The organism is Flavobacterium sp. 2755, assembly GCF_031455715.1.
Lineage (GTDB): Bacteria > Bacteroidota > Bacteroidia > Flavobacteriales > Flavobacteriaceae > Flavobacterium.
Genome location: NZ_JAVDTG010000005.1, coordinates 375,466 through 391,330 on the forward strand (window position 1 = coordinate 375,466; position 15,865 = coordinate 391,330).

Sequence of the window (15,865 nt, forward strand, 5' to 3'; positions counted from 1 at the left end):
ATAACAAGTTGAGGTTCTGTTTTGCAGAAATAAAAAATCCCGATTTTCATTTTGAAGTGAAAATCGGGATTTTTTATGGAGCAACTATTTATTTTTTCACAAACTTAAAGTTTTGAACCTTATTATCTGCCGATGAAACTTTTACCACATAAACCCCTTTTGCAAGATTGTTTACCGGAATTTCAGAACTAATCATATCTTCAGCAACCAAAGATGTTTTTGACACTTCTTTACCAGATATATCATAAACTGAAATAACAGCTGGTCCGCTAATCGTATGATCAAATTTTATCCTGAAAGTTGTTGAAGCAGGATTAGGAAAAATATAATTTGTAGCAGCAATTCCCCAGTTAAAGTCAGGAGTGCTTAAAATTGGGCCGTCATAAATAGCATACAAAGCAGCATCTGCCTGAGGAAGCTGAGCACTTAATGTACCTTGCGCCGTGCTTACTGTCCCGGAATATAGTTCTTTAACGTTGTAAGTTCCAGAACCCAAGCCAATTCGGCTTAAACTAATATTATTGGTTGTTGCAGCATTGCTGTAATTAAATACAGCAACGTAAGTAACATTATTATGTGTTGCGTAGAAAATATTCGCGGCATTGTATCCTGTATTACCGTCAGACGGAATAAAATGCATATCGTTTCGCGCCGCATCCATCACATCATCATTTTGTAAAAGATTTTGCCCTGTAGCCTTCCATGCGCCTGCAACAGAAAAGTCATCGCCTGTTGTAACAGTTCCCGTTACTACGCTGCTTAATAATCTCGCACGATTTTGCCCGATAGAAGAATTACCAAATACAACATGATCTGCATCCAGATAATCATAAATCTGGTTTTGCCACCAGCCATAAGTTGTACTGTTTAAAGTATACTCAGTATCACTTATTGTACTGTACGCATCACAAGCAATACGACGCACATGCACAAACGGACCCGTTGCTAAATTTGGAGAAATCGCAGCCTCAACCAGCATTGTTCCGTTAATTTCATCAACTAAATATTTCATACCTTCCTGATACGCTTCCATACCCGTATGAATTTGGTAATTTACAAAACTGTCTGCTTCGACACTCGCATGCGTCAAAAAGTCAATTTTAACCATTTCAAAACCAGCTGCTTTAAAGCGATTTATAAAATATTTTATTCTGGCTTTAGTTCCCGGACTTGTCGGGTCCATCGCATATGCGCCATCCAGTTCTAGTGGAGCTCCGTTAACCATTGTCCAGCATTGATTGTAATTGTATGAACTTCCTTCTACCTGACGATTGTATTTTCCCCAGTCCACAAAAGGAGCCCAGTAAATACCCGCTTTAAAACCTTTACTTTTTGCATAAGTAACAAACTGTGCAAGCTGCGCATCGGTCATATTATCCCAATACGAATCAAGATCTATAAATAAAGTATTGTCTTGCGTTTTGAATGCAGGGCAGTCATCATGAAAATAATCTACAACTGCTTTTGCTTTCGTTAAATTTATACTAGTCTGCATGGCGCCCCAGCTATTCCAGCCAATAGGTTTTGGTGCCGTCCAGTCAAAAATATATTTCGGCTGTAGTGCTGCATTTGCCTGAGCAAATTCTTCAAAACCTGTTCTCCAGTCGTCACCCGCATTTATCATTACTTTAGGCGAAGGACAGCTTGTTTGCCCCACATTTACCCAGCCATGACCACGTTTATCCCTTGTTATATCTTGCTTTGTCCATCCTGCAATAACCGAAACATAAGCAGATGATGCACCGCCGCCATTTACTGTAATACCTGTTTTCCATTTTGTATGTTCAAGAGAACCAATAACCAAACCTTTACGATTCGTGTTATTATAAATATTCGTAACCTCAGAAGCCGTAAAATCTGCCGAGTTTAAAGCGTTAGCATTATAGCGAATCCAGGCGTCATTATCATAAGGAACAAATATAGCTCTGGTATCTCCCGTACCAAAATTTGGTGTTACCTGATAACTCGTTAAAGGAGACATTCTATAGCAGTTCGATCCATTTCCGGTAAGTACAACTTGTACCGCTACATATTCTTTATTAGTATAGGTATAAAATATTTGCTGCATACCCAAAGTATAATTTCCGCTTAAAGTAAAAATATGTTTTGTTCCGCTTCCAATATTATCTGTAAATGGTGCCGATGAATAAGCAGCTGTAGCAAAGTTACCGCTCAAATACTGCTGATCACTATTTGCGTAAGCAGATGCATTCGTAATAACCGTCGCTCCGTTAAATTTTACACTATACGTTTTAGTAGCTAAATTGTAAACAATACTATTATTTGTACCAAAAGCAATAGTTTGAAGACTAGAAGAACTAAGCGGCGTTAAAACAAACTTATCTAAATTGGGTGCCCATGAATTTGTATTGTCCCAAAGTAGCGTTGTGGTTCCGCTGTTTAGGTATACACTTAAGTTTTTTGATGCAGCAGTACTCCATCCGCCGCTTGGATCACACGGAATAGATATCGCTGTAGCTGAGCCAGCTGTTAAACGAATGGTACGCGGATCTCCGGTACAATAAAATAATTGAAGATTGTACAAACCCGCAGTCGAAACCGTAACGTTTGTTGATACACTGCTGTTGCCTCCCAAATTACCGACAATTTTGCCGGAACAGGAATCGCAGTTTTGTATGTCAGCGCTATTAGTACGTGTACCATTTTCAAACTCATAAGTCTGAGCTGAAGTATATAGCGCTATAAAGAGCATTGTAGTGGTAATTAATACTCTAATTGATAATCTTGTTTTTGTAATTTTTTCTTGCATAATAATTTTGGTTTAGACAGTTAAAATGCAGTACTATACTATACTGTGCTACAATGATAAGAAAAATATTAATATATAGTTAAAAATTTGACATTTTTTATTTTTGAAGCTACCAGAATTATGTTTTTCGTTTTTAAATAATCTTTAAAATAAGTATGGATAAATTGAAGAATCAATTTGGCAAAAAATGGAAAAGAAGTATTGAAGTTGGAATATTTTGACTGAAGACAAGACTAATATTATAGATATTGATCGTCTTGTTTTTTGAAATTATTTGAAAAAATTGTAAAATTCACAATTATTCAGTAAATAAAAATTTCGTTTGACTGCGTTAGCTGCAAATTGAATACATTAGTAGCTATGTGCTTTATTTTTAAGGCAAAAGCAAGATTTAGATCCTGGTTTTTTAATCGAATAAATTATTTTTTAATGCCTTTTGAATAGAAGATTTAATGAAATATTTTTTGAAGTGCTTGCGAAATAAATTTTAATTTGTATCATTGTAGTATAGAATAGTATAATAACCAAAATAACCACTTAATGAAACCTAATTTTTTTCTATTCAAAAAAATGTTTTTGTCCATTTTGTTTGTAGCATTTTTCTTTAATTTGGCGTTAGCCCAAAAAAGCATTAAAATGACTTTTGGGAAAAACGGAATCATAACGTATGATGCAAAACAAAAAACAATTGCCGTAAGCCAATCTGGGGAAACTATTTTTTCAGATGCAAAAGCTTCAGTCAATGTAAATGGTAAAACAATTTCGGTTAGTGATTATTCAGAAGCTGTTGTATCAAAAGAAACTTTGAATGATAATTTAGGAAAAGGGACAAAATATACGCTTACTTATACAGATAAAAACAATCCAACCCTAATCCAAAACTTCTATACTTATAACAATCAGTCATACTTTATAACTCAAATAGAAATTTTAGGCGCAGGGCAGCAAATTGCAACCAATTATATTTCGCCATTAGATTTAGGAAAAATCACTTTTGACAAAATAGAGAATTTACAAACCGTTTTTGTGCCTTATGATAATGATGCTTTTATCAGCTATAATTCAAAAAAGTTAGATACGATTTCTCATAATACAAGTGCCGAAGTTGGAATTTTATTTAATAATACTTCCAGAAATGGTTTTATTATAGGTTCTCTTGAACATACCGTTTGGAAAAGTGCTGTAAAAACTACCAATAAAAAACCGACAGCTTTATTTTCTGCATGGGCAGGATATGCTGAAAAAGAAGTTACGCGTGACAGCATCGCACACGGTCTCGTAAAAGGCAATAAAGTTTTATCGCCAAAATTCTTTGTGGGTTATTATTCAGATTGGCGAAATGGTATGGAAGATTATGCCAAAACCAATCGCATTATAGAAAAGCCTTATGTTTTTGAGTGGGACAAACCAACTCCGGTAGGATGGAACAGCTGGGGCGTTTTGATGGAGAAAATTAATTTTGATAATACGACAAAGGTTGCAGACTTTTTTGCAAAAGAAATTCCGCAGTTTAGAGTAGGAAATACGGCTTATATCGATTTAGATTCTTTTTGGGACAATATGGTAAAAGGCGGTTTTACGGGAGATTTCAGCAAATTAAAAGAATTCGCAGATTATTGTAAAAGTAAAGGTTTAGAACCGGGAGCGTATTGGGCGCCTTTTACAGATTGGGGATGGAAAGACGGACCAAATCGCAAAGCCGAAGGAAGTGATTATACTTTTGGAGAAATGTGGACGAAAACCGGAAACACGTATTTTGATTTTGACGGCGCCAGAGCGATTGACCCGACACATCCGGGAACATTAAAGCGTGTTGATTATGTAATTAACAAACTAAAAGCGTGCGGTTTTAAAATGATTAAAATTGACTTTTTAGGTCACGCTGCCGCAGAATCTACTTCGTTTTACGATAAAAATGTTACTACAGGAATGCAGGCTTACAAAGTGGGAATGGAACATTTAGTAAATGCATTAGACGGACAAATGCTTATTTATGCTGCTATTTCCCCAAACATGGCAACATCTCGTTATGCCCATGTCCGTCGTATTGCATGCGATGCCTGGAAAACAATTGAACATACACAATACACGCTGAATAGTGTAAATTATGGCTGGTGGCAGACTTATTCGTATGATTATATTGATGCCGATCATGTAGTTTTTGTAGATGTTACAGAAGGAGAGAACCGCGCCCGATTAATTTCGGCAGTTATTACAGGAACTTTAATTACCGGAGACGATTATAGTAAAGACGGAATTTGGAATGTACGCGCAAAAGAGTGGCTTCAGAATAAAGAATTACTAAAAATTGTTTCTCACGGTGTGGCTTTCCGTCCGGTAGAAGGAAATACAGGAAAACATACGACTGAAGTTTTCGAACAAAAAATAGGAAACGATTGGTATATAGCGGTTTTAAATTATGGTAATACACCTAAAAATTATTCACTTCCTCTGGAAAGATTGGGCATAAAAAATGGAAATTATCAACTGCAGAATCTTTTTACAAATCAAAAAACTGATGTAAAAAATAATATAAATGTAAGTCTTGATTCCAAAGATGCTCATTTGTACAAAATCATAAATCGTTAATTGAATGTATATGAAAAGACATTTTTTTAAGAAAACCATTTTAGTTGTATTGTTGCTGATACTTTCATCAAATGTTGTAAAAGCTGCGGTAACACTGCCTTCTTTTTTTACAGATAATATGGTGTTGCAGCAAAAAAGCGCAGTTCCGTTTTGGGGAGAAAGCAATAAGCAATCCATTTCGGTTACAACTTCTTGGGATAAAAAAACATATAAAGCCAATGTCGTAAACGGCAAATGGAATGTGATTTTAAAAACGCCTGTTTACGGCGGACCTTATTCTATTGCTATAAATGACGGAGATTTAAAAACGCTTCAAAATATTTTAATTGGTGAAGTCTGGCTGTGTTCCGGACAAAGTAATATGGAAATGCCTCTTGAAGGCTGGGGAAAAATAGATAATTATAAAGAAGAAATTGCAAATGCTGATTATCCGCAAATACGATTGTTACAAGCCGAACATATCGAAAGTACTTTACCATTAAACACATTAAAAGTACAGCACGAAGGATGGAATGTGTGCAGTCCAAAAACGATTGCCGACTTTAGCGCAACAGCTTATTTTTTTGCCAGAAAAATTTACAAAGAAAAAAAGATTCCGATAGGATTAATTCATTCTTCGTGGGGAGGAACGCTTATTGAAGTCTGGACGAGTTCTGGAGCGTTAAGCACAATTCATGATTTTGATACCGAAATCGAAGCGATGAAATCTGAAACGAACAGAGAAGCTTTACAGCAAAAATACAATGCTGATTTGGCTGTCTGGGAAAAACAAGTTGCAAATGCTGATAAAGGCATGCAGCAGGAAAAAGCAATTTGGGCAACAGAAAACTTTGATGATTCTTCCTGGAAAACCATGAAACTGCCTTCTTTTTTTGACAGCAACGGATTAGCCAATTTTGATGGAATAATCTGGTTTAGAAAAAAGTTTACAATCTCTGAAAATAATAAAGATTTTAACTTGAGTTATTATGCCGATGACGACGATATACTTTGGATTAATGGAAATTATGTTGGAGAAACCAAAGGTTATAATGTAGAGCGTCATTATACAATTCCGGCTAAGTTTCTGAAAAAAGGAGAAAACACCATCACAATCAGAGTCTTTGACGGAGCAGGAAACGGGGGAGTTTATGCCGATGAAAAAATCACATTAAAATCTGAAAATGAAACTCTTTCATTAGCCGGAGACTGGAAATATAATATTGGTGCAGACAGTAAAGATTTACCAGCTAAACCCTATTTGGCACAAGGACAAAACAGACCAAGTGCGATTTATAATGCGATGATCGCGCCTTTGTTAGATTATAAAATAAAAGGAGTAATCTGGTATCAGGGAGAAAGCAATGCGGAAAGAGCTTTTCAATATCAAAAATTATTACCGTTGCTGATAAACGACTGGAGAGAAAAATTCAAGGATAAAAATCTTCCATTTTTCTATGTTCAGTTAGCTAATTATAAACAGCAAAAACAACAACCCGGAGATTCAGATTGGGCAGAGTTAAGAGAAGCGCAATTTATGGCTTTAAAACTGCCAAATACCGGAATGGCTGTAACAACTGATATCGGAAACGGAGAAGACATTCATCCAAAAAACAAACAAGATGTTGGAGCGCGTTTGGCAAATATTGCTTTGGCAAAAGTTTACAATACTAAAATTGAGTATTCGGGGCCGCTTTATAAATCGTATTCTGTTAAAGCAAATGTGATTACGGTTGATTTTGATTTTAATGAAAATATAAAAGCAAAAGACAATTCTTTAAAAGGATTTTCGATTGCTGGAGCAGACCAGAAATTTCATTGGGCAGAAGCCAAAATAGTCAACGGAAAAGTAGAAGTATATGCGCAGGAAGTTCCAAATCCGGTTTCGGTGCGATACAATTGGGCAGACAATCCAAACGGAAATTTAATGAATGCTTCGGGATTGCCGGCATCTTCTTTTAGAACAGATAACTGGGCAGGAATTACACAAAAAAAGAAATAAGAAAATAACACATAATAAAATGAAAAAACAATTTACAACTTTAAGGCAGTCTTTTGCGATAGCATTTTTTATTCTCTCGAGTTATTGTTCAATAACTGCACAACAGATTATTACAGTAAAAACAAAAAGCAACGCATTGGTTTTACAAGTAACTCCCGGGAAAGAAGTAAACACTATTTACTTAGGAGAAAAACTGGCAAACGATTCAGATTACACAAAAATACAAGCTCAGTTTCGTCAGGGAACAGATTACTCTGGTATTTATAATGCGGCTTATACGGCATCGGGATCTAAAAATTTGTTAGAACCTGCTATTACCGTAACACACGCTGACGGAAATACTTCGCTTGATTTGTTATACGTAAGTCATGAAACAAATAAAATTAGTACAGGAGTTTTTCAAACTGATATTACGCTAAAAGATCCTGTTTATCCGGTTGAGGTTCATTTGTTTATTCAGTCTTATTTTGATAATGATGTAATTGAGCAGTGGACAACCATTCAGCATAACGAAAAAGCAAGTATTACTTTAAATAAGTATGCTTCGGCTAATTTATATCTTAAAGGATATAATAACTTTTACCTGAACCAATATCATGGTGACTGGGCAAAAGAAATGCAGCCGGAAGAAACTAAATTAACGCACGGAATCAAAGTTTTAGATTCTAAATTAGGATCACGTACTAATTTATTTCAGCCATCTGTATTTATGGTTTCTTTAGATAAACCAGCTTCAGAAGACGAAGGAAAAGTTTTGTTTGCAGGTTTAGAATGGTCAGGAAATTTTAGAACCGATTTAGAATTAGATCCTTTAAATAATCTTCGTGTTATTTCAGGAATAAATAATGCAGCGGCGGCTTATAAACTGGCTAAAAGCGAAGTATTTACAACGCCTAAATTTTGGTACACTTTTTCATCAAAAGGAAAAGGAACGGCAAGCCGTAATTTACACGACTGGTCAAGAAGTCATAAAATCCTTGACGGAAAAGGAGATCGTTTAACTTTATTGAATAACTGGGAAGCGACTTATTTTAATTTTGATGAAGAAAAGCTTAAAGTGCTTATCGCCGATAGTAAAAAACTGGGTGTTGATATGTTTTTGTTAGATGATGGATGGTTCGGAAATACGTATCCACGCAACAATGATGATGCGGCTTTAGGAGATTGGGACGTGAACAAAAAGAAATTACCAAACGGAATTGGAACTTTGATAAAAACAGCGAAAAACAATCAGGTAAAATTCGGAATCTGGATTGAACCGGAAATGGTAAATCCGGCGAGTGATTTGTATAAAAAACATCCGGAATGGGTAATCAAACAACCGGGAAGAGCAGAACATTATTTCCGTAATCAATTAGTTTTAGATTTATCAAATCCAAAAGTTCAGGATTTTGTTTATGGAGTTGTTGATAATCTTTTTACTCAAAACCCGGAATTGGCTTATATCAAATGGGATTGTAATGCAGTGATTTATAACGCATATTCAAGTAATTTAAAAGACAATCAGAATAATTTTTATACGGATTATGTAAACGGACTTTATAAAGTTTTAGAACGCATTCGTGTAAAATATCCAAAAGTACCAATGATGCTTTGTTCTGGCGGCGGCGGAAGAGTGGATTATGGAGCTTTAAAATACTTTACTGAATTCTGGCCAAGTGATAATACAGATCCTTTAGAGCGTGTATATATGCAATGGGAATACTCGTATTTTTATCCGGCACTTACTATTGCGGCGCACGTTACAGACTGGGGTAAACAATCTATAAAATACCGTACAGATGTTGCCATGATGGGAAGATTGGGTTTTGATATTGTGGTTAAAGATTTAAACGAAAAAGATTTAGCATTTACACAGCAAGCCATCAAAAACTACAACGCATTAAGCGGAACAATCTGGCAGGGAGATCAATATCGTCTGCAAAATCCGTGGGGTAATGATGCAGCATCGGTAATGTTTGTGAACAAAAACGGAAACGAAGCCGTAATGTTTAGTTATTCAGTTAATTCAAGATATGAAGCAGGAACACATCTTCCAATAAAATTAAAAGGGTTACAAGCAGGACAAAACTACAAAGTAGAAGAAATCAATGTGTATCCGGATAAAAAAGCTTCTGTAGAAACAGCAGTATATTCTGGTGATTTTTTAATGCAGGTTGGAATTAATCCAAATGTAACAGTATCAAATAACAGCGTTGTTTTAAAAATCACGAAGGCCTAAAATAAATTTCAAACATTAGTATATATTTGTACTATATATTTTCTAAATAAATACCTATTAAAACGTTTATGAAGCAAATTATTCAACAGATAAAAAACCTTGAATCAATTAATTCCCTATCCAAACACGAGCAGCTGGTTCAGGGAATAATTAATGCCATTGATGAAAAGGTAGTAACAAAAGGTGATCTGCTTCCATCTGTAAATACTTTTATAAGCGAATTGGGTTTTGCAAGAGAAACTATTGCCAAAGCTTATAAAGAACTTGTTCACAGAGGAATTATCGAATCAAAAAACCGACTTGGATATTTCGTTGCTACAAACGATGTAAAGCAAGAATTAAAAGTGGCACTGCTGATATTTGCATTTGATATTTTTCAGGAAACGTTTTATGAAAATTTCAGAAAAGGACTTGGAAAAAATGTACAATTGGATATCTTTTTCCATCACAATAATTTTGATACGTTTGAAAATATAATTCAAAGTATAAAAGGAAAATACGGAATGTTTGTTATCGCTCCGATTCCGAATAAAAAAACACCGGATGTTTTAAAACAGCTGCCAACAAACAGAGTATTGCTGGTTGACCGTTTTATAGAAACAGATGAAGATTACAATTATGTTGCACAAGAGTTTGGAGATTCGTCTTACAATGCTTTTGTGCAGCTTAAAGATAAAATTAAAAAGTACGATGAACTTGTTTTCTTTTTCAAGCCATCGTCTGCAGAACCTAATGAAATTTTAAATTCATTTAAAAGGTTCATGAAGGATTATGATATCAAAGGAGTTATAAAAGAAGAATACACAGCAGGTTCTCTGGAAAAAGGAAAAGTGTATTTTACGATTCACAATCTGGAACTTTGGGAAATGCTGAAAGACTCTAAAATAAAAGGACTTAAAATTGGTACCGACATTGGTTTTATTTCGCACAACGATGATATTGTAAAAGAAATCATCTTTGATGGTGTAACCACATTTTCTACAGATTTCTCTGAAATGGGAAAAAGAGCCGCTGATTTTGTGTTGAATAGAAAAAAGACACAAGAGATTATTCCAACAATTCTTATTGATAGAAATTCGTTGTAGTTTATGAATGTTTTATCCATTGTTAGTTTTCTACTGATTACAGGTTTAGTCGCTGTTATTTCAGCCATAAAAACACGAAAAAGAAAGGTACAAACCACAAGCGGGCTTTTTTTTGCAGATCATAACAATAACTTTTTTATAGTTGGAGGCGCTTTATTGCTCAGCAATATAAGCGCCAACCAGTTTATAGGCGAAAACGAATCCATCTACACCAACAACATGAGCGTTATGGCTTGGGGCGTAAGTTCTGTGCTTGCCATGCTACTTGTTGCCGAGTTTTTTCTGCCTATATATTTTCGTACCGGAGCTATGACAATTCCGGATTATCTGGGAAAACGCTATGACGATTCGACTAAAAGACTCGTGTCGATTATATTTTTATGCAGTTATATTGTCAATTTACTTCCGGCAGTATTATATGGCGGTGCAGTTGCCCTAACTGGAATGTTCAATTTTTTATATCCTTTAGAATTAACGTACTGGCAGAATATCTGGGTTATGGTTTGGCTGATAGGTCTTACAGGCTGTGCTTATTCGGTTTTAGGAGGTTTACGTGCTATCTCAATTAGTGACACTGTTTTAAGTGTTGGATTATTGACCATTGGTATTGCTTTTCCTTACTTCGGATTTAAATTTTTAGGAAATGGAGATTGGTTCAAGGGACTTCATATTTTGCTTTCAGAACATAAAGAACATTTAAATTCTATAGGAGGACCACAGGATGAAATTCCGCTGAGCACCATTTTTACAGGAATGTTTATTATGAACCTGTACTATTGGGGAATGGAGCAGTTTATTGTACAGCAGGCACTTTCGGCAAAAAGCTTATCACACAGTCAAAAAGGAATGGGACTTGCCTGTTTAGGAAAACTATTATGTCCTTTCATCATCAATATTCCTGGATTAGTTGGGGTTCATCTTTACCAAAATCTTGAAAATACAGCTGAAGTTTTTCCGCTTGTTATCAAAGACACATTGCCTGGAGTTATGATTGGTTTAACGGCCGCAGTTGTTTTGGGAGCAGCCATAAGTACTTTTAATGCAGGGCTTAACAGTAGCAGTACATTATTTGTGTTGAATCTTTATAAACCGTGGTTAGAGAAGAAAAACAAAGAAGTAACCGAAAAACATTTAGTTTACACCGGACGCAAATTTGAGATCATTGTATCGGCTTTAGCCATGTTTTCGGCTCCGTTTATATTGTTCAGTAAAGCTGGTTTTTATACTTATTTACAGCAGTTGAGCGGTATGTTTTGCCTGCCTATTTTCACCATTATTCTGATTGGTTTTGTTTTCAAAAAAGTACCGCCGCAGGCCGCAAAAATGGGAATGATATTCTTTATTTTAGGCTATATTATTTTTAATTACGTACTCGATATTAAACTACATTATTTGCACATGCTGGCACTTTTATTTGTGCTTACTTCTGTATGCATGCTGCTGGTTTCTAAGTTTTATCCGAAATATAATTATGTCGAAATAAAATTAGAATCGGTCGAATTATCGCCTTGGAAAAACCGTTATTGGTATTTTACGGCCTTAATAATTGGTATGGTGAGTATTTTTGTTTTGTTTTCGAAATGGGGAATAGCTTAGTTTTTTAGGTGCTGAGGTTCTAAGATTTTTAGGGACAAAGATTTATGTAGAGACGCACAGCAGTGCGTCTTGCGCAACGTAACCACAACATTTGATATACTTGACGTAGACGCACTGCTGTGCGCCTCTACGGATATGCGTTGTGGATATAATTAATTATAAAATTGACAATTCAAACATCCCAATTTTTTGTAGAGACGCACAGCAATGCGTCTTTTTTTATTCATATTTGGGATGAAATATCTTGAAAATTGTTCAAAAATGGCTTTTTGATTTTGCAGGTAAATTATACCTGTTTTCTTTGTTTTAAGCTAAAACGCTATTCAGTTTTGTCTGAGATTTCTTTAAATTAATTATTCCTTTATTTTCTTTTTCCTTTTTAAAGCTTGGTATTTCTATTAAAGCCGAAATAAATCATCAAAAAAAATATGAAATTCTTAAAACATAAATTTGGATGTAATGAAAATATTTGTATGTTTGTAATGTTGTAGTATAGTATAGTATAAGTCAATTCGTTTTCTCATATTTTAATGCTCAATAAAAAGAATAAAACTAACTCACTAATTTATTAACTAAAAAACCAAATTATTATGAGAATTGCAATAAGATACTTATGCTTCTTAGTAGTTATGATGTCAGCCGGGACACTTTGCTCCCAAACCATAACCGGTAAAGTTACAGATAATGAAAATCTACCATTGCCAGGTGCCACAATTCTGGTAAAAGGTACACAGAATTCTACAGTAACAGACATAGATGGCAGTTATAAATTGTCAAACGTAAAATCCGGCTCAACTTTAGAGTTTAAGTTTATAGGATTTAATACGCAGACCGTTGCAGCCAATAAATCAGAAATTAATGTTTCTTTAATTCCAAGTCCACAGGAATTAAATGAAATTGTAATAGTTGGAGCCTCAATGAAAAAGGGAGATCTAACGGGTGCAGTAAGCAGCGTTTCTGGTGATAAGCTTAGAGAAGTTCCTACTCCAAACGTAGTGCAGGCACTGCAAGGACGTGCCTCTGGTGTATATGTGCAGCAAAGTGCTGTACCAGGTCAGGCAGGTTCAATAAGAATTAGGGGTAATAACTCTCTAAATTTTGGAGGTAATCCAATATTTGTAATCGATGGTTTAGTTACCGACAGCAATTTTGAAAACATTAATCCTGATGATATTGCAAGTATGGAAGTTCTTAAAGATGCTTCTGCTACTGCACTATATGGTTCAAGAGCAGCTAATGGAGTAATCGTAATTACGACAAAAAAAGGTTCAAGATCAGGAGAAGCAAAAATACAGTATGATACATGGACAGGTGTATCTGAATTTGCAAAAACGATCCCGTTGATGAATGGCCAGCAGTTATTTGACCTAAGAGTTGATGCTTACGCAAATCGTTATATGGATGAAAATCCTGGAGCCGATCGTGCTGCTTATGTTAATCAAATTAAATCAGATGGTTCGACTGTTTTTGCACCTTATGAACTGGAATCTTACAGAACTGGTAAAAGTTACAATTGGCTGGATCAGGTAACACGTTCAGGTTTTCAAACAAATCATAATTTAAGTTTTAGCGGCGGAGGAGAAAAAGGAACTTATTTTGTAAGTTTTAATTATGTTAACCAGGAAGGACTTCTTAAAAACTCTGATTTTAAAAGATATAATGGAAAAATTAACCTTACGCAGGATTTAAAATCATGGCTGCAATTTGGTACCAATACTACTTTTTCAAGAAGTAAGAGTGATTATCAGGAAGGCAGTGCTTTTGGTGTGGCATTGGGAGCAAATCCATTATTGCCTATAGACTCTAAGGCTACTTATCTTAGATACGGTGAAGTATTTGACCAGAATCTTTATAACCCAATAAAAAGTCTTGATATCATAAATACAAGCACACGTAATAGAATTACAAGCAGTAACTTTTTAAGTGCAAAACCAATAAAAGGACTTGATATCAGAACAAATTTATCTGTAGATATTACAGATCAGGCAAATTTTGATTATGTGCCAAGCTACACAGGACAGTCACTTCGAAATTCGATGGATGGGGAAGCGCATCACTACAGATATTCACAATTTAATTATCAGTGGGATAATACCGTAAGTTACAGTAGAGTTTTTGCTGCAAAGCATGACGTAAGCGTAATGGGAGGATTTTCTGTAATGAGTAATTCAGGTAATACTACTGATGTTAGAGCCCGCGGATTTGTTAGTGATGATTTGACCTATATGGCATTATCAGGAGCATATCAAAAAGATAATGCACAGTTAGGCTCGAATTTTACAGATTATTCAAACCAATCGTATTTTGCAAGAGCGAACTATACTTATGATGGCAAATATAATATTACAGGTACAATAAGAAGAGATGGTTCTTCTAAATTTGGTCCAAATAATAAGTGGGGAACTTTCCCTTCAATAGCAGGAAGCTGGGATATTGCTAAAGAAAATTTCCTTTCAGGATTTGAAAAATTAAATCAGCTTAAATTTCGTGTAGGTTACGGTATGGTGGGTAATCAAAATGTAGATGCTTACAGATATTTTGCCTTATATAATGCACAAGTTAGTAATAATTCTGGTACTTACGTGTCTGATAATTATATAGATAATTTTGATTTAAGATGGGAAAAACAGAAACAATTTAATGTTGGACTGGATGCTGGTTTCTTTCAAAACAGATTGACTGCAAGCGCTAATTATTTCCATATAAATAATGACGATCTTTTAATGCTGCGTAATATGCCGGTTTCATCTGGATATAAATATAAGCTGGATAATATCGGTTCTACAACTAATGAGGGTATAGAATTAGAACTTAGCGGTGACATTATTAAAAACAAAGATTTTAAATGGAATGTTTCTGCCAATATATCATCGGCAAAAAATAAAGTTACAAAACTTTATGGAGATGCTACAGAGATATACAATCTAGGTGGTTATAGTAACAATGAGATTCAGCGTACTGGAAACTTTTTCTTAGGTCAATCGGTAAACACAGTTTATGTGTTTCAATATGACGGTATAGCACAGCAGGGAGAAAACCTTAGTGGAATAAATTATGGAAGCCGAACTGTTCAGGCTGGTGATATTAAAATTAAAGACCGTAATGGTGATGGTGTAATAAACGATAAAGACAGATATGTGGTTGGCGATTTGAATCCTGATTATTATGGTGGTTTTTCTACAGACCTTAATTATAAAGGTTTTGCGTTAAATGCAGTATTTGCTTATTCAATAGGAGGTAAAAGACCTAGTGGTATTTACGAAAGCTATATGAACTCAGGAGGAATGAGCGCTGCGCATACAGATCTTTTGGATCGTTGGACTCCAACCAATACTAATACAGATGTTCCAAGAGCTTATTATGGAGGAGGAAGATACACTTTAGGAGAGACAGATAAGGCAATACAAGATGCTTCATTCCTAAGATTAAATGCACTTACATTATCGTATACATTACAAGACAAAGTTGCAGATAGTGTTTTTCTTAAAAATGTAAGGTTTTATGTAACGGGATCTAATCTATTTATTATAACTAAATATAAAGGTTATGATCCTGAGGGAGGAGATTCTTATCCTTTATCTAGAATGGTAGTTATGGGATTAAATGTATCTCTTTAATCAAAT

The 15,865-nt window shown here is 35.0% G+C and carries 7 protein-coding genes; 6 read left to right on the plus strand and 1 reads right to left on the minus strand.

Annotated features, from left to right (window positions below):
• Positions 1-88 precede the first annotated feature (88 nt).
• Positions 89-2,770 carry a T9SS type A sorting domain-containing protein gene (locus J2Y38_RS14470; protein WP_309843770.1) on the minus strand — a complete coding sequence of 894 codons (2,682 nt, stop codon included), beginning with the start codon at positions 2,768-2,770 and terminating at the stop codon, positions 89-91.
• A 636-nt stretch (positions 2,771-3,406) separates the two neighbouring features.
• Here J2Y38_RS14470 and J2Y38_RS14475 point away from each other — a divergent pair.
• From J2Y38_RS14475 to J2Y38_RS14500, 6 genes are all read left to right on the plus strand, one after another.
• A complete protein-coding gene (locus J2Y38_RS14475) occupies positions 3,407-5,359 on the plus strand; it encodes an alpha-galactosidase (RefSeq protein ID WP_309843774.1) in 1,953 nt (650 codons plus the stop codon).
• Between the two features lie 10 nt (positions 5,360-5,369).
• Positions 5,370-7,340, plus strand: a complete 1,971-nt coding sequence (locus J2Y38_RS14480) for a sialate O-acetylesterase (protein WP_309843778.1) — start codon at positions 5,370-5,372, stop codon at positions 7,338-7,340.
• 19 nt (positions 7,341-7,359) lie between these two features.
• Positions 7,360-9,561 carry an alpha-galactosidase gene (locus J2Y38_RS14485; protein ID WP_309843781.1) on the plus strand — a complete coding sequence of 734 codons (2,202 nt, stop codon included), beginning with the start codon at positions 7,360-7,362 and terminating at the stop codon, positions 9,559-9,561.
• A gap of 68 nt (positions 9,562-9,629) precedes the next feature.
• Positions 9,630-10,646 carry a GntR family transcriptional regulator gene (locus J2Y38_RS14490; protein ID WP_073486360.1) on the plus strand — a complete coding sequence of 339 codons (1,017 nt, stop codon included), beginning with the start codon at positions 9,630-9,632 and terminating at the stop codon, positions 10,644-10,646.
• A 3-nt stretch (positions 10,647-10,649) separates the two neighbouring features.
• Positions 10,650-12,242: a solute:sodium symporter family transporter gene (locus J2Y38_RS14495; protein WP_309843787.1), complete on the plus strand. Its 1,593-nt coding sequence runs from the start codon at positions 10,650-10,652 to the stop codon at positions 12,240-12,242.
• A gap of 590 nt (positions 12,243-12,832) precedes the next feature.
• Positions 12,833-15,859, plus strand: a complete 3,027-nt coding sequence (locus tag J2Y38_RS14500) for a TonB-dependent receptor (protein ID WP_309843790.1) — start codon at positions 12,833-12,835, stop codon at positions 15,857-15,859.
• The last annotated feature ends 6 nt before the right edge of the window (positions 15,860-15,865 follow it).